16 protein-coding genes are annotated in these 15795 nt (G+C 69.0%); 6 read left to right on the top strand and 10 right to left on the bottom strand.

Translation table 11 applies throughout. From position 1 onward, the window contains the following. The first annotated feature begins 87 nt into the window (after nt 1-87). Entirely contained in the window at nt 88-1284 is a 1197-nt protein-coding gene (locus AC1DNC_RS03355; protein WP_476861145.1) for an MFS transporter, read from the top strand. A 26-nt stretch (nt 1285-1310) separates the two neighbouring features. After that, a complete protein-coding gene (locus tag AC1DNC_RS03350; protein WP_476861144.1) occupies nt 1311-2171 on the top strand; it encodes a 3-hydroxyacyl-CoA dehydrogenase family protein in 861 nt (286 codons plus the stop codon). A gap of 73 nt (nt 2172-2244) precedes the next feature. Here the strand turns inward: AC1DNC_RS03350 and AC1DNC_RS03345 are convergent, their stop codons facing one another. The 4 genes from AC1DNC_RS03345 to AC1DNC_RS03330 are packed head-to-tail and all read right to left on the bottom strand — an operon-like array spanning nt 2245 to nt 5164. Further along, nucleotides 2245-2481, bottom strand: coding sequence for a hypothetical protein (locus AC1DNC_RS03345; protein WP_476861143.1), 237 nt, complete (start codon nt 2479-2481; stop codon nt 2245-2247). After that, nucleotides 2468-3652 carry an acetyl-CoA acetyltransferase gene (locus tag AC1DNC_RS03340; RefSeq protein WP_476861142.1) on the bottom strand — a complete coding sequence of 395 codons (1185 nt, stop codon included), beginning with the start codon at nt 3650-3652 and terminating at the stop codon, nt 2468-2470. Before AC1DNC_RS03340 ends, AC1DNC_RS03345 begins: the two co-directional genes overlap by 14 nt. Continuing rightward, nucleotides 3649-4377, bottom strand: a complete 729-nt coding sequence (locus AC1DNC_RS03335) for a CoA transferase subunit B (RefSeq protein ID WP_476861141.1) — start codon at nt 4375-4377, stop codon at nt 3649-3651. Before AC1DNC_RS03335 ends, AC1DNC_RS03340 begins: the two co-directional genes overlap by 4 nt. 43 nt (nt 4378-4420) lie before the next feature. Beyond that, complete coding sequence (locus AC1DNC_RS03330; RefSeq protein WP_476861140.1) at nt 4421-5164, bottom strand: CoA transferase subunit A; 744 nt, start codon at nt 5162-5164, stop codon at nt 4421-4423. 232 nt (nt 5165-5396) lie between these two features. Here AC1DNC_RS03330 and AC1DNC_RS03325 point away from each other — a divergent pair, with 232 nt between their 5' ends. Next, entirely contained in the window at nt 5397-6170 is a 774-nt protein-coding gene (locus tag AC1DNC_RS03325) for an IclR family transcriptional regulator (protein ID WP_476861139.1), read from the top strand. A 33-nt stretch (nt 6171-6203) separates the two neighbouring features. On the opposite strand, the gene nadE is transcribed toward AC1DNC_RS03325, so the two are convergent. Continuing rightward, on the bottom strand, nt 6204-7028 hold the full coding sequence (gene nadE, locus AC1DNC_RS03320; protein ID WP_476861138.1) for an ammonia-dependent NAD(+) synthetase: 825 nt from the start codon (nt 7026-7028) through the stop codon (nt 6204-6206). Between the two features lie 127 nt (nt 7029-7155). Here nadE and AC1DNC_RS03315 point away from each other — a divergent pair, with 127 nt between their 5' ends. After that, on the top strand, nt 7156-8409 hold the full coding sequence (locus tag AC1DNC_RS03315) for an FAD-dependent oxidoreductase (protein ID WP_476861137.1): 1254 nt from the start codon (nt 7156-7158) through the stop codon (nt 8407-8409). Between the two features lie 77 nt (nt 8410-8486). Here the strand turns inward: AC1DNC_RS03315 and AC1DNC_RS03310 are convergent, their stop codons facing one another. The 5 genes from AC1DNC_RS03310 to acsA are packed head-to-tail and all read right to left on the bottom strand — an operon-like array spanning nt 8487 to nt 14108. Next, complete coding sequence (locus AC1DNC_RS03310; protein ID WP_175322176.1) at nt 8487-8729, bottom strand: acyl carrier protein; 243 nt, start codon at nt 8727-8729, stop codon at nt 8487-8489. 31 nt (nt 8730-8760) lie between these two features. After that, nucleotides 8761-10203: a dihydrolipoamide acetyltransferase family protein gene (locus AC1DNC_RS03305; RefSeq protein ID WP_476861136.1), complete on the bottom strand. Its 1443-nt coding sequence runs from the start codon at nt 10201-10203 to the stop codon at nt 8761-8763. Further along, the gene (locus AC1DNC_RS03300; protein WP_476861135.1) at nt 10196-11176 is read right to left on the bottom strand and encodes an alpha-ketoacid dehydrogenase subunit beta; all 981 of its coding nucleotides are present in this window, start codon (nt 11174-11176) and stop codon (nt 10196-10198) included. Before AC1DNC_RS03300 ends, AC1DNC_RS03305 begins: the two co-directional genes overlap by 8 nt. After that, nucleotides 11173-12192 carry a pyruvate dehydrogenase (acetyl-transferring) E1 component subunit alpha gene (pdhA, locus tag AC1DNC_RS03295; RefSeq protein ID WP_476861134.1) on the bottom strand — a complete coding sequence of 340 codons (1020 nt, stop codon included), beginning with the start codon at nt 12190-12192 and terminating at the stop codon, nt 11173-11175. The genes AC1DNC_RS03300 and pdhA overlap by 4 nt, the downstream gene beginning before the upstream one ends. Next, entirely contained in the window at nt 12189-14108 is a 1920-nt protein-coding gene (acsA, locus tag AC1DNC_RS03290; protein WP_476861133.1) for an acetate--CoA ligase, read from the bottom strand. The genes pdhA and acsA overlap by 4 nt, the downstream gene beginning before the upstream one ends. A 167-nt stretch (nt 14109-14275) precedes the next feature. Here acsA and pyrE point away from each other — a divergent pair, with 167 nt between their 5' ends. Next, the gene (gene pyrE / locus AC1DNC_RS03285) at nt 14276-14860 is read left to right on the top strand and encodes an orotate phosphoribosyltransferase (protein WP_476861132.1); all 585 of its coding nucleotides are present in this window, start codon (nt 14276-14278) and stop codon (nt 14858-14860) included. A 106-nt stretch (nt 14861-14966) separates the two neighbouring features. Continuing rightward, a complete protein-coding gene (locus tag AC1DNC_RS03280; protein WP_476861131.1) occupies nt 14967-15734 on the top strand; it encodes a GAF and ANTAR domain-containing protein in 768 nt (255 codons plus the stop codon). Nucleotides 15735-15795: the final 61 nt, after the last annotated feature.

The raw sequence follows: 15795 nt of genomic DNA, 5'->3' as shown, positions 1-15795 counted from the left end.
AAATTCTGCTTTAGCGCCTGTTTCCGGTGCTAACCTCTTAATGCATAGATTGTGCTTTAGTCGTTCCATGAGTAGGCAGGGAAAGCATTGAAGAACACCGGTACCGCGTTCTGGCTGCATGCGGCGCTCCTAACGGTCTTCATCGGGGCTTCGTCGGCGCCGTCGCCGTTGTACGAGTTCTACGCCAGGGAATGGGGCCTCGGCTCCGCCGCCGTAACGGTCATCTTTGCCGTCTACGCGGTGGCCGTGCTGCTGACCCTGCTGGTGGTCGGCTCGCTGGCGGACCATCTCGGTACGCGGCCCGTGCTGCTCGGGGCCGTGGCGCTGCAGATCGGAGCGATGATGACCTTCGCGTTCGCGCCCGGTCCGGAAATGCTCCTCGCGGCGAGGGCCCTGCAGGGCGTCGCTACCGGTGCGGCCATGGGCGCCGCCGGGGCGGCACTGCTGGCCTTCGAGGGCACCGCCCGCCGAGGTCGAGGCTCCCTGGTGAACAGCGCGGCCTCGCCGGTGGGGCTCTCCATCGGCGCGCTCGGCTCGGCATCCCTGGTCCGCTTCCTGCCGGAACCCACGAAGACCGTGTACTTCTTCCTCGCGGCCCTGCTCCTGGTGCTTGGAACCGCCCTGCTCTGGCTGCCAAGCGCGGGTCGCATTGCCCCCGGCTGGCTCCGTTCCCTGGTGCCCGAGGCGAGGGTCCCCGGTTCCGCGCGCAAAACGATGGCCGCGACCATGCCCGTAGCGGCCGCCACCTGGGCGCTCGCCGGCTTCTACCTTTCCCTCGGTCCGAGCCTTGCGCATTCGATCACGAAGGACAGCTCCGTGCTGGTGGGCGGGCTGGCGCTGTTTGCGCTGTTCGTCCCGGGTGCCTTGGCGATCCTCGTCGTGCGTCTCTGGTCCGACCGGAACACCCTCCTGACCGGCGTCCTCGCCCTCATCGCCGGAATATCCCTGACCGTGCTCGCCGTCCAGTTGGGATCCGCACCGCTCTACTTCACCGGCACCATGGTGGCGGGCGTCGGCTTCGGCAGCGGCTACTTCGGGGCGATGCGGATGACGCTGCCGCTGTGCGGGCCGCATGAGCGCATTGGGATGCTCTCCAGCATCTACCTGATCTGCTACCTCGGCTTCAGCATCCCCGCCGTGGCCGCGGGGCTGCTGGTCCCGGTTGCGGGGATGAAGAACACCACCCTGGTTTACGGTTCAGCCCTTGTGCTGGCCGCCCTCCCTGCCCTTGTATTGATCGCCAGGGGCCCCCGTATGAATCGCATCAATGTGGCTGCTGCGTAAGCGGCGGCCGCCCGAAAGGAACTGACATGACGTACACGCTCCCAGCCAACACCGCGGACCGGCCCATTACCGTCATCGGAGGAGGCGCGCTGGGCAGGCGCATTGGCCTGATGCTCTCGCTCCAAGGCGCAGAGGTGCGCGTCTACGACACAGACCTTGCCGTGGCAAGGGCAGCTGTCGAATACATCGCAACGCAGCGCCACCGCACCGTGGAAGAGCTCGGGGGCACATCGGCTGTCCGGCTCGCGGCGAAGGATAATCTTGCCGAAGCCCTCAGGGATTCGTGGCTTGTGGTCGAGGCGGTCCCGGAGAAACTGGGCCTGAAGCAGGCGATCTTCGCCGATCTCGACCAGCTGGCGGACCCGGATGCCGTGCTGGCGAGCAACTCGTCGTCCTTTGCCTCCGGCGAATTCATTGGCGGCGTGACGCACCCGGAACGGGTCCTGAACATGCACTTCTACATGCCCCCGGCGGTCCGGTCCGTGGAGCTGATGTCCAGCGGGCACACCGACCCTGCGCTCATCGAACTGCTGATGGCCGAGCTGCCCAAGTATGCGCTGGTGCCGCACCGGGTCCGCAAGCAGAGCACCGGCTTCATCTTCAACCGGATTTGGGCCGCGATTAAGCGGGAGTCCCTCCTGGTGGTGGCCGAGGGCGTCGCCGAGCCGCAGGACGTGGACGCCTTGTTCGCCGACGTCTTCAAGTCCGAAACCACCCCGTTCCGTTTCATGGACGAGGTGGGCCTGGACGTGGTCCTCGACATCGAAAACCACTACTGCGAGCTGGCCGGGACGGAAAACAAGTCCGCCCCGCTGCTCCAGGACTACATCGGAAAGGGCTGGCTGGGGGTCAAGAGCGGCCGCGGCTTCTACAACGACTACTCCTGACCCCGCGGTGCCCTACACGCTGCCTTAGAAGCCCAGCGAAATACCGCGATCGGCCACGTTTTCGATGCTCGTCTCAGCCAAGGATTGCCTCGCACCACACTTGCGTCCCGTCGGCCTTGTGCAGCATGGCGCGCTCTGCCGAGGTCCAGTACCGGACCCAGAGGATCTTTCCGTCCGGGGTCGCGAGTTCCACCGTTGCGGGGGCGGGAACATGGCCGGGCCGGCACACCATCACGGGGGCGCCGGCCGCCAGGCCCAGCCAGTTGGTGACCCACACCATCTCCGCGGGCGGCGCCTCAGACTGCTTCAAGCACGCTGACGTAGTTCGCAATGCCCACGCCACCCATGTTCTGCACCGCGGCCCGGCGCGGCGCGGCCAGCTGCATGTCCCCGGCGGTGCCGGTGAGCTGCATGGCCGCGATGACGTGCTGTGAGACGCCGGTGGCCCCGACTGGGTGGCCCTTGGCCTTGAGGCCGCCCGAGACGTTGATGGGCAGCTTGCCGTCCTTGAAGACCCAGCCCTCCTTGACCGCGCGGGCGCCCTGGCCCGGTTCGGTCAGGCCGATGGCCTCGTACATCAGCAGTTCGGCGATCGTGAAGCAGTCGTGGACCTCCGCGAAGTCCAGATCCGCCAGGTCGACGCCGGCCATGCCCATGGCGCGCTGCCAGGAGGCGCGGGTCGCGGCGAAGGCGGTGGGGTCGCGGCGGTCGGTCGGGAAGAAGTCGTTCGCCTGGCCGAAGCCGGCGAGCCGGACCGGGGCGGTGGCGCCGCCGGTGGGGCCGACGCTCAGCACGACGGCGGCGGCGCCGTCGGAGACGGGGGAGCAGTCGGTGCGGCGCAGCGGGTCGGCGACCATCGGGTTCTTGTCCGAGACCGTCTGGCAGAACTCCTCGCCGAGATCCTTGCGCAGCTGGGCGTAGGGGTTGTCCACGCCATTGCGGTGGTTCTTCGCGGCGATCGTGCCGAGCACGTCCGATACGGCGCCGTAGCGCTTCTCGTAGTGCTTGGCCACCTCGGCGAACAGCCCGGTGAAGCCGGTGCTGGAGGGCTTGCCGGCCATGTCGTAGTCGGCGCCGAGCAGGGCCGCGCCCACGACGTCGGCGCCGGCCTGGGTCATCTTTTCGGCGCCGATCACCAGCACCGTCTTGGCCGTCCCCGCCAGCAGCGACTTGGTGCCCTGCTGGAACGCGGCGGATCCGGAGGCGCACGCATTCTCGACCCGGGTCGAGGGCACGTTGGCGAGTTGCTCCGAGACCTGCAGGGCCAGCGAGGACGGGAACGCCAGCGGCATCATCCCCGAGTTGAACTGGCCTACGTAGATCTCGTCGATCTGGCCGGGCTCGATCCCGGCGTTGCCGATCGCCTCGGTGGCGACCTGCACGATCAAGGACTCGAGGGTCTCGTCCGTGAGCTTGCCGAAGCGGCTGTGGCCCCAGCCGGTGAGCAGGACGTCCTTGCCGAACTGGTCCTTGAGGCTCATGCCGTTGCCCCTTCCAGGGTGCTGGCGTCACGGGCGGTGCTGTCGTCGGCGGTGCCGGCGGCTTCGAGGGAGGGGGCGACGTCGAACTCCGCCTCGGTCTTTTCGCGGATTTCCGCCACGCTGACGCCGGGCGCGAGCCGGGTGAGGGTGAGCCGTCGGCTGCCCGTTCCGTCTTCCGGCTTCACCAGGTCGAACACCGCCAGGTCGCTGATGATGCGGTCCACGCAGCTCAGCCCGGTCAGCGGCAGGGTGCATTCCTTGACGATCTTCGCGGTGCCGTCCTTGGCGTTGTGTTCGGTGAGGACCACCACGCGCGGGGTGCCGGCCACGAGGTCCATGGCGCCGCCCATGCCCTTGACCATCTTGCCCGGGATGGTCCAGTTGGCCAGGTCGCCGGCGCCGGAGACCTGCATGGCACCGAGGATCGCGACCTTGACGTGGCCGCCGCGGATCATGCCGAAGGAGGTGGCGGAGTCGAAGATGCTGCCGCCGGGCAGGACCGTAACGGTCTGCTTGCCGGCGTTGATCAGGTCCGCGTCCTCCTCGCCCTCGTAGGGGAAGGGGCCCATGCCGAGCAGGCCGTTTTCGCTCTGCAGCACCACGCGCACGCCCTCACGCAGGTTGTTGGCGACGAGCGTGGGGATGCCGATGCCGAGGTTGACGTAATCGCCGTCGTTGAGTTCTTCGGCCGCGATGGCGGCCATTTCATTGCGGGTCCAAGCCATGATGATTCTCCTGAAAAGTGTGGGTGGCGGCGCTCAGGCCTGGTTAGACGGCGACGGCGACGGCGGCGTTGTCCGTCCCGGACGCTTCGGCGCGGGGCCGGACTGTGCGCTGTTCGATGTCCTTGACCCTGTCGCTGGCCTGGACCAGCCGCTGGACGAAGACGCCGGGGGTGACGATGTGGTTCGGGTCCAGTTGCCCCGGTTCGACGATCACTTCGGCTTCGGCGACGGTGACGGCCCCGGCCGTGGCGACCACCGGGTTGAAGTTCTGCGCCGTGTAGCGGTAGATCAGGTTGCCGTCCGTGTCGGCGGTGTGCGCGTGGACCAGGGCGACGTCGGCCTTGATCGCACGCTCCTGGACATACGTCTCGCCGTCGAACTCCGCCAGCGGCTTGCCTTCGGCGACGAGGGTGCCGACGCCGGTCTTGGTGTAGAAAGCCGGGATGCCGGCGCCGCCGGCGCGCAGGCGCTCGGCGAGGGTGCCCTGCGGGGTGAACTCGACCTCGAGCTTGCCGGCGAGGTACTGCTCCGCGAAAAGCTTGTTTTCACCCACATAGGATGCGATGACCTTGCGGACCTGGCCCGCCTCGATGAGGACGCCCAGTCCCTTGCCGTCCACGCCCATGTTGTTGGAGACCACCGTCAGGTCCTTGACGCCGGAATCCCGCACGGCCTCGATCAGGTCTGCGGGGATGCCGCTGAGGCCGAAGCCGCCTACCGCGAGCGTCAGACCGTCCCGCAACACGTCCTGCAGCGCTGCTGCCGCGCCGGATTTCACCTTTGACATATGGATCTCCTCATTGAGCCGTGAAGTCTCCGGCTGCCATGGCCTGAGCCGCGGTGCCGGCATCCACTTTGTGGACTGTCTGCCTGATGAAGGAGCCTATGGTGTGGCGTGGAGCACTGTCAACGCAGAAAATCAGGGAAAATTGGCGCATTTCTAGAGTGTGGACGCTAGGCTTGATCTTGTCCACAATGTGGATACATCGCTAGGAAAGTTAGCTGCAAGGAGAGCCCGCATGACGTCTGCCCCGGTTCAGGGAGCCCAGGTGGTAAGCCGTGTCGCGGCCCTGCTGAGGATCGTGGGCCGGAGGCCGGAAGGCTCACCGCTCGTGGAACTGGTCCGCGAATCCGGGCTGACGCGCCCCACCGCCCACCGGCTGCTCACCTCGCTGGCCGCCGAGGGCCTGCTGGACCAGGATCCGCACACCGGCAACTGGGTGCTGGGCCCGGAAATCCTGCTGATGGGATCCGTCGCGTCCGCACGCTTTCCACTGGAAGACATTGCCCGGCCCAGCCTGCGCCGGCTGGCCGAGGAGACCGGCGAGAGCGCCTTCTTCTCGATCCGCCGCGGTGCCGAGACGGTGTGCCTGCTCCGGGAGGAGGGCAGCTTCCCGGTGCGCTCCTTCGTGCTGCATGAGGGTGTCCGGTTCCCGCTGGGGGTCGCTTCCGCCGGCACTGCCATCATGGCGTTCCTGCCCGCGGCCGAGCAGGAAGAGCTGCTGGCCGGCTGGACGACCCACGCCGGGAGCTTTGCCGCAGCGCACAGCGAGGAGGTGGTCCGCGCCAACCTGGAAGCGACGCGGCAGGCAGGCTACTCGGTCAACCCCGGCCTGGTGCTGGAGGGCAGCTGGGGGATGGGTGCCGCCGTTTTCGACCAGCGCGGCCGCCCGGCCTGGGCCCTGTCCCTGACCGGGATTGAACCGCGTTTCCGCGAAGACCGCCGCGAACAGCTGGGACGCCTGCTGATGGACGAGGCGCACCGGATCTCCCTGCAATTGCAGGGCCCCTGAACCGGCACCGCGGCCGGCTGCGTCCTCGGCGCGCTACTGCTTCCACCAGGTGTCGAAAATGGTGACTGGAACGGTGCGCTTGTGCCGGGTCCGCAGGTATTTCTGCTCGATCAGCTCGGCCGCCGCCTCGGGGACGTCCCGGCCCTCGAGGTAGTCATCGATGGTGTCGTAGCTCAGGCCGAGTTCTTCCTCGTCCGTGCGGCCTGGCTTGTGATCCAGCAGGTCAGCCGTCGGGACCTTCTCCCAGATGCGCGCCGGGGCGCCGAGCTCGGCCAGCAGCGCACGGTTCTGCCGCTTGTTCAGGCCGAACAGCGGCAGGATGTCCGCGCCGCCGTCGCCGAACTTGGTGAAGAAACCGGTCACGGATTCCGCGCCGTGGTCGGTGCCGATGACCAGGTAGTTGTGCTCCCCGGCCAGGGCATACTGCGCGATCATGCGGGTCCGGGCCTTGGTGTTGCCCTTGTGGAAATCGGAGATCCCGTTGCCGACTGTCTTCTCGAACTCGTCCTCGAAGCCGTCCACCGCGGCGGAGATGTTGAAGGTCCACTCCGTCTTGGCGCGCACGAAGTCGAGGGCCGCCTGGGCGTCGTCCTCGTCGTGCTGCACACCGTACGGGAGCCGCACCGCGACGAAGTTCGCCTCCACGCCCTCGGCGTCGAGCTCCTCGACCGCCAGCTGGGCCAGCCGGCCGGCGAGCGACGAGTCGAGGCCGCCGGAGATGCCCAGGACGAAGCCCTTGGTGTGGCTCGCCTTGAGGTAGTCCTTGAGGAACGTGACGCGCTTGCGCACCTCCTCGGCGGGGTCGATCCGGGGCTGCACGCCCATTTCTTCGATGATCTTCGCCTGGAGTTCACGCATGCCTCAAAGCCTAGCCAGCCGTGTCAATCGGGCTCAACTGTTGCCGCCGGTCCGGAACCGCCGCCCGCGTCCGGAAGCGCCGCCAAAACCCCTCCCGCCGGCACCCTGGCAGGCGTAGCGTATGGCCATGGAGTCGACGGGATGCGTGGTGGCCGGCGGAGGTCCGGCCGGGATGATGCTTGGCCTGCTGCTGGCCCGGGCCGGCGTGCGGGTGACGGTCCTGGAAAAGCACGCGGACTTCTTGCGCGACTTCCGCGGCGACACCGTGCACCCGTCGACCATCCGGTTGATTGACGAACTCGGCCTCGGCCAGGAGTTCCGCCGCCTGCCGCAAAGCCGCCTCAAGAGCGTCGTGTTCCCCGTCCCCGGCGGGCCGTCGGTGACCATGGGGGACTTTGATTCCCTCAAACCGCCGTACAACTACATCGCGATGATGCCGCAGTGGGATTTCCTGAACTTACTCGCCGCGGCTGCCGCCGAGGAGCCGGGATTCACCCTGCTGATGAGCCACACGGCCACCGGGCTGGTCCGCGACGGCGGCCGTGTCCGCGGGGTCCGGTTCCGCACTCCGGACGGCAGGCAAGACGAACTCCGGGCAGACCTGGTGGTCGCGACCGATGGCCGGCACTCCGTGCTGCGAGCCGCCGCCGGGCTCGCGCCAAAGGAGTTTCCGGTGCCGTTCGACACGTGGTGGTTCCGGTTGCCGCGCCACGCCGCTGAGAGCGGGGAGGTGGCGGGGCTCGTGCCGGCGTTCGGCCCCGGGGAAGCGCTGGTGGCACTGACCCGCAACGACTACTACCAAATGGGCTACCTCGCCGCGAAGGGCGCCGGCATCCGGATCCGCGCGGAAGGCGTGGAAAACTTCCGACGCCGGATCGCGGCGCTTCGCCCGGACCTCGCCAACCGGGTTGACGCCATCCGGTCCCTCGATGATCTGCACTGGCTCGATGTCCGGCTGGACCGGCTGCAGACGTGGCATATCAACGGACTGTTGTGCATCGGGGACGCTGCCCACGCGATGTCGCCCGCCGGCGGCGTCGGCATCAACCTCGCCATCCAGGACGCGGTGGCGGCGGCGGAGATCCTGGCTCCGGCGCTGCTGAGGGGCCGGGTCACGACGGCGGACCTCGGACGCGTTGAACGGCGACGGCGGCCGCCCACCGTGGTGGTGCAAACCGCGCAAAGGCTCATGCACCGCGCCGTCTTTGGCCCGATCATGGCCGGAAAGCGGACCAAAGTTCCGGCTGTTGCGCTCTTCGTGGTGCGTCACGTTCCGGCGCTGAGGAGAATCATTCCCAGGCTCATTGGCTTTGGACCCCGTCCCGAACACGCCCCCGCGTTCGCGCGCCGCTCCGAAGCCCGGCCCCAGCCCCACCCCTAGCACTCCGAATTCGTCGATTGCTCCGAAACGGCCCTTTTGGACCCTCATAACGGCAGTTACGGAGCAGCGGATCGGGCTTAGCCGTGCGCGGCGAGGTAGCTGATCAGGCCGTCGACCGTGGCGACGGCGGGATAGTCGCGCTCCGGGATGTCCACTCCGGTCGCCGTGTCGATGGTTTCGACGAGCCGCAGGAAATCCAGTGAGTCCAGCTCCAGGTCCTGGCGGAGCCGGGCGTCGCCGCCGACGTCGTCCAGTTCCACATCCGGTGCGACTTTGCCGAGCGCGGCGCGAACCGCGGCCCGGGCATCCTGTTCATTCATGGTCTCTCCGTCGTTACGGGTCTTATGGTGTTCACAGCTCGTCCGGTTTCTGCAGCAGTTCCTCGATCCGGGCCAGGAAGCGTGCGCCGCGCAGGCCGTCGCTGACCCGGTGGTCGGCGGACAGGGTGGCGGTGGCCGCGAACCGGACGCCGAGCATGCCGTTTTCCGCCCAGGGCTGCTCCAGCACGCGGCCAAAGCCCACCATGGCCACCTGCGGCGGGTAGATCACCCCGTAGACGCTGTCCACGCCGAGATCGCCGAGGTTCGTCACGGTGATGGTGGGGTCGGCCATCTCGGCGCGTTGCAGCCGTCCGGCCCGCGCTCGGCCGACCAGGTCCCGCAGGTGCTCCATCAGTTCGTCGAGCGCCAGGGTGTCGGCGTCGTGGATCGCGGGTGCCACCAGGCCGCCCTGGCGGAGGGCGACGGCGACGCCCAGATGGACCGCGGCGCTCGGCCGGAAGGAGCCGTCCAGATAGAAGCCGTTGACCTCCGGAACCTCCTTGGCCGCGAGCGCCGCCGCCTTGAGCAGCAGGGCGGAGGGCACCAGCCGGGATGCCACCGGCCGCTGCACGTTGACGGCCTGCATCCAGCCGACGGCGGCGCGCAGGTCCAGCGTGGTGCTCAGGTAGTAGTGCGGGATGGTCTGCTTGGAGCGGGTCATCAGTGCCCCGATGGCCCGGCGCAGCGTGGCCACCCGCTCCCGGGCCTTTGACGGGTTCTCCGCAGCCTCTTTCTCTGCAACCCGCACCTCTGGCACCGGCGTCGCAGCGGCTTCAACGGACGGTTCGGCCGGCCGGGCCCCGACGGCGGGCGCTCCGGCCGCAGCCTCCCCCTCCCGCGGCCCGGCCTCCGTCCGGCGGGCGGCGGCGTCCTGCACGTCGCCGACGGTCACGGCGCCGTCCGGTCCGGTGCCCGGAACGGTGGACAGCTCGACGCCGAGTTCGGCGGCGAGCCGCCTGGCCCGGGGCGAGGACCGCACCCGTCCCGTACCCGCAGGCCGGGCGGCGACCGCGTGCTCCACATCCGCCCGGGTGACGGCTCCGTACTTGCCGGTGCCGCGGATCCGTCCCGTGTCCACGCCCAGCCGGTGCGCGAGGTGCCGGATGGGCGGCGTGACCGGCGGCGCCTCCACGCGCGGTACGGGCGGCGTGACCGGCGGCGCTTTCCGGGGAGCCGCACGCTCCGCGGCCCCGGGCGGGGACGGGGGTTTCTCGGGCATCGGTGCCCCGACCTCGGCAGGGGTCTGCGTGATCCTGGCCAGCGGCGTCCCCACCGGCACGGTCTGGCCGATCTCGACCAGGAGGTCCGCGACCACACCCTCCTGGAAGGACTCGACGTCCATCACCGTCTTGTCCGTGTCCACCACTGCCACGAGGTCCCCGCGCCGGACGTAGTCGCCGGGCTTGACCAGCCATTCGACGATCTTGCCGTGCTCCATGTCGGCCCCGAGCGAGGGCATCAGGAAGTCACCCACGCGCGCCGACCGCCTCCCGCGCCGCCGCGGCCACGCGCTCCGCGGAGGGCAGCGCGGCCAGTTCCAGGTGCTTGGAATAGGGGATCGGCACCTCGGCGCTGCAGACCCGGCCCACGGGGGCATCGAGCTCGAAAAACGCGTGTTCGCTGATCCGGGCGCTGATTTCGGCCGAGATGCTGCCGCTGCGCCAGCCTTCGTCCACCACCACGGCACGGTGCGTTTTGGCCACCGAGGCGAGGATGGTGGCGTCGTCGAGCGGCCGGAGGGTGCGCAGGTCCAGCACCTCGGCGTCGATCCCCTCGCCGGCGAGCTGTTCCGCGGCCTCAAGCGTGAGGGGAAGCGTCCCGCCGTAGGTGATCAGCGTGACGTCGGTGCCGGGCCTGCGGATGGCGGCGCTGGTGATGTCCACCGCGCCGGCGTCCTCGGCGAGCTCGCCCGGGACGTTGTAGAGCGAGCCGTGCTCGAAGATCAGAACCGGGTCCGGGTCTTCCAGCGCGGTCCACAGCATCCCGCGGGCGTCCTCGAGGGTGGCGGGGGTGAGGATCCGCAGCCCGGGGATGTGCGCGTACCAGCCCTCGAGGCTGTGCGAGTGCTGGGCGCCAAGCTGGCGTCCCGCCCCGGTGGTCATCCGGACCACCAGCGGCACGTGGAACTGGCCGCCGGACATGTGCAGCAGGGACGCGGCGTTGTTCACCAGCTGGTCGAGGGCGAGGAGGCTGAAGTTGACGGTCATGATCTCCACGATGGGTCGCATCCCGCCGAGTGCAGCGCCGATCCCGGCGCCGACGAAGCCGGACTCGGACAGCGGAGTGTCGCGGATCCGTTCCGGCCCGAATTCCTCCAGCAAGCCCAGGCTCACGGCGAAGGAGCCGCCGTAGGCGCCCACATCCTCGCCCATCAGGAAAACCCGTTCGTCACGTTGCAGCGCGTCGCGGATCCCGGCCCGGAGTGCTTCCCGGTAGCTGGATTTCATGCCCCGTCCCCTTCCTGCCGGGCGCCGGGCTCGCTGTAGACAAAGCGGGTGAGGTCCTCCAGCGGCTCCGGTGTGCCGGCGTCCGCGAACTCGACGCCGGCCGCGACTTCCGCCTCGGCATCGGCCTGCAACTGCCCCCAGTCCGCCTCGGTGAGTTGGCCGGCGGCCTCCATCGCGGAGCGCAGCAGCGCGATCGGGTCCCGTTCCAGCCACCGCGCCACCTCGGCCTTGTCCCGGTACCGTTCCGGGTCGAACATCGAGTGTGCCCGGAAGCGGTAGGTGCGCAGTTCCAGGAAGTGCGGGCCGCCGCCGGCGCGGACGGCGTCGACGGCGCGGCGGGCGGTCTCCTCGACGGCGAGGACGTCCATCCCGTCCACGGCCCAGGCGGAGATCTCGTAGCCGGCGGCCTTGAGCGCTATGTCGGTCTGCGACTCGGAGCGGCCCAGCGCCGTGCCCATCGCGTAGAGGTTGTTTTCGCAGCAGAACAGCACCGGCAACTGCCAGAGCGCGGCCAGGTTGAGGCTTTCGTGGAACTCGCCCTCCGCCACTGCGCCTTCGCCGAAGAAACACACGGTGACGCGCGGACGCCCGGCCATCTTGTCCGCCAGGGCCAGCCCGACGGCGAGCGGCAGGCCGCCGGCGACGATCGCGTTCCCGCCGTAAAAACGCGTGGCAGCATCGAACAAGTGCATCGAGCCGCCGCGGCCGCGGCAGCACCCCTCCACGAAGCCGTACATCTCGGCCAGGATCGCCCCGGCCGACACGCCCTGCAACAGCGCGTGGCCGTGCTCCCGGTAGGTGGCGACGACGGCGTCCTCCGGCGACAGGGTTTCCAGCACGCCGGCCGCCACCGCTTCCTCACCGGTGTAGACGTGCAGGAAGCCGCGGATCTTGGCGGCGCTGTACAGCTCGACGCACTTCTCCTCGAGCCGGCGCACGCGCAGCATCTGCCGCAGAAGATGCTGCCCGTGCGCAGGGTCCAGCGGACCGGGGGCCGCCGCCATGGGCCCGGTCATTGCGGTGCCTCGTGCCCGGCGGGCCCAGTAGTCCCCGGTACAGGACCCCGTCCAGTGCCGGGCCCGGGGCCAGGCGCTATGTCGGGTGCTGCTTCCCGCGCCGCGGGGGCGCCCGGCGGCGACTCGATGGTGGACGTGTCGCCCTCCGGGAGTCCGAGTTCGCGGGCCTTCAGCAGACGGCGGAGGATCTTCCCGCTGCGGGTCTTCGGCAGCGCCGTCGTGAAGTCCAGCAGCCGCGGCGCCACCGCGGGGCCCAGCCGTTTGCGCGCGAACCCGATGATGTTCAGCTGCAGCTCCTCGGATGGCTCCCAGCCGGGGCGCAGCTCCACGAACGCCTTGACCACCTCGCCCGCGACCGGGTCCGGGACGCCGATCACGCCGGCCTCGGCCACCGCCTCGTGCTCCATTAGCGAACTCTCCACCTCGAACGGCCCGATCAGATGCCCCGAGGACTTGATCACGTCGTCGCCCCGGCCGACGAACCAGTAGTAGCCGTCGGCGTCGCGCTTGGCGAGGTCCCCGGTGAGGTACCAGCCGCCCACGAAGCATCGCCGGTAGCGCTCATCCTCGTGCAGGTAGCCCCGGAACATCGAGGGCCAGCCGGGCCGCAGGGCAAGCTCGCCCATGGTGTCAGGCTCGGTGACCAGCACCGCCTGACCGTCCCTGAGCACCGGCTTGTCCTGGGCATCCCGAGCCACCAGCGCCGCCTCGATGCCGGGCAGCGGCCGGCCCATGGAGCCGGGGCGGATCTCGGTCGCCGCAAAATTAGAAATCATGATCCCGCCGGTTTCGGTCTGCCACCAGTTGTCGTGCACCGGCTGGCCGAAGGCTTCCTTGCCCCACACCACCACCTCCGGATTGAGCGGTTCGCCGACGCTGGCCACAAAGCGCAGGGCGGACAGGTCGTGCCCGGCAGCCCGGTCCGCTCCTGCCTTCATCAGCATCCGCAGCGCGGTGGGGGCGGTGTACCAGACGCTGACGTGCTGCTCGGCGAGGATCCGGTACCAGCGGTCCGCGTCCATCTCCTCCTCGTCCACGATGCTCGTCACGCCATGGCTGAGCGGAGCCAGGACCCCGTAGGACGTTCCGGTGACCCAGCCGGGGTCCGCGGTGCACCAATAGATGTCCTCCGGATGCAGGTCCAGCGCAAAGGTGCCGGTCGCGTGATGGGCGGTGACGGCGTCGTGGACGTGGATGGCGCCCTTCGGCGTCCCGGTGGTGCCGGAAGTGAAGTGCAGCAGCGCCATGTCCTCGGGCTGCGTCGCCGCGATCTGCCCGCCGGCCGGTGCCGCCTGCATCAGCCCGGCCAGGTCCAGGGTGCCCGGCTCAGGGGCGCCCTCGGCGTCGGTCAGCAGCACATGCCGCAGCTCCGGGAGCGAGTCGCGCAGCTGGGCGACCTTTCGCCGGTAGAGCGCCCGGGTGGTGATGAGTACGCGCCCGGACCCCAGGTGGAGCCGCTGCCGCACCGGTTCGGGGCCGAAGGCGGAGAAGAGGGGACAGAACACGCTGGCGTTCTTGAAGGTGCCGAGCATGGCGATGTACAGGGACGGATTGCGGCCGGTGAGCGAGAAGACGCGCTCGCCGCGCCCGACGCCGAGGCTGCGCAGCACCGCGGCGAACCGGCTGCTTTGCTCCGCCAGCTCCGCGTAGCTGAGCGCGTGGCTGCTCCCGTCGGCCCGGATGAAGCGCAGCGCCTCGCGGCCGCCGAGCCCGCCCGCCGCGTGCCGGTCGGCGGCCTCGAAGGCGATGTTCAGGCCCCGGCCATCCGGCAGGCCGGACAGTTCCCGGCGGGCGTGATCCCAGGAGAAGGCCGCGCAGCTGGCGTCGTAATCCATCAGATTGGGCCGGACCCGGAAGCTGTCGGGATCCTTGGGAATGGCCGGCCAGCGCGTGGAAGGTTCGGTTCCTGCCGTCATGCTTACATCGGACGCCCGCCCCGCCTCGGCTGCCAAGTGCCGTAAGTCCCGTGCAGTCTGTTGCCCCGGGGCGCAAGGGTCCCGGCCAGGACGGCGGCCGCCCCGGGCGCCGACATCTGGCCGGCGGACTGGGAACCGGCCCGTTGACTGGCACTAAACTGGGTCCCATGACTGCCACCAGTGACTTCGCAGCGGACGCCGCTGCCGCCCGTGCCCGCCTCCTGGAACTGATCAAGGAGCTGGCCGTGGTGCGCGGCAAGGTCATCCTCTCCAGCGGCGCCGAGGCCGACTACTACATCGACCTGCGCCGCATTACCCTGCACCACGAGGCGTCCAAGCTCGTCGGCCAGGTCATGCTGTCGCTGCTGGACGACGCCGGCATCGACTTTGAGTGCGCCGGCGGACTCACGATGGGGGCCGACCCGGTGGGCACCGCCGTCATGCACGCCGCCGTCGACGCCGGCCGCCCGGTGGACGCCTTCGTGGTCCGCAAGGCGCAGAAGTCCTACGGGATGGGCCGCCAGGTCGAAGGCCCCTCGGTGGAGGGCCGCAAGGTCCTGGTCCTCGAAGACACCTCCACCACGGGCGGTTCCGCACTGACCGCCGTCGAGGGTGTGCGCAAGGCCGGCGGCAACGTCGTGGCCGTCGCCGTAATCGTGGACCGCGACACCGGCGCCAAGGAAAAGATCGAAGCCGAAGCGGGCGTCCCCTACCTGTTCGCTTTTGGCAAGGACGAACTGGGCCTGAATTAGGGGTTTCACCGGCGGCGGACATATATGGACGGTACTTTCGGGGTGTCTTACTATTTCTTAAATACCCCCGTCGGTACCTCTGTACCCGTAGTTGAAGAGACGCGCTATGCTCCCGCCCCAGGAATACCCGGCAACAGTCAGTACTGTCGACCAGGTCCAGAACCTCATCCTCGACAGCACCGACTTCGAAGAGTTCCTCAACGAACTTGCGCGTTTTTCCGCGCACCAGGTGGCCGGCGAGGGCGACGACGCGCTGTGCGGCATCACCCTCCTGCGTGACCGGAAGGCTGCGACCATCGGCTGGAGCAGCGAGTCCGCCCGGGAAGTGGACGAGATCCAGTACCGGCTGGCCCAGGGGCCCTGCCTGACGGCCGCGCAAGAGGAGCGCGAGGTCTACGTCCCGGACCTTTTCGAGGAAGACCGCTGGGGCCCTGACTATGCCAACGCCGTGGCCTCGCACGGGCTGCGCTCGGTGCTTTCCGTGCCATTCCATCTGCAGGGCGAAGCCCAAGCGGCGCTGAACCTGTATTCGGACGTTCCGCACAAGTTCGACGGCGACGTCGCGGCCCGGGCGCGCGACTACACCCGGCAGATCTCCCAGGCGTTGCGCATGGCTGTCCGCTTTTCGCTTCACACGGACAGCGCCACGAACCTGCGGGCCACGCTGGAATCCCGCACGGTCATCGACATGGCCATCGGCATTGTGATGGCGCAGAACCGCTGCAACCAGGCGACGGCGGTCCAGATTCTCACCGACGCCTCGAGCCACGGCAACGTGAAACTGCGCGACATTGCCACCTCGCTGGTGGAGTCCGTCGGTGGTTCGGCGACCCGGACGCACTTCCAGGAGCCGGGGCGGCAAGCCACAGGCTAAAGTGCGGGATCATTTGGGGACTTGTGCCCACCCCATCCCGCAGTTACGCTGAATGAGGTTG

Source organism: Arthrobacter sp. 01N442 (assembly GCF_056399345.1).
The sequence above is the reverse complement of the archived record's forward strand: the minus strand, read 5'-3'. Positions and strand labels throughout refer to the sequence as shown.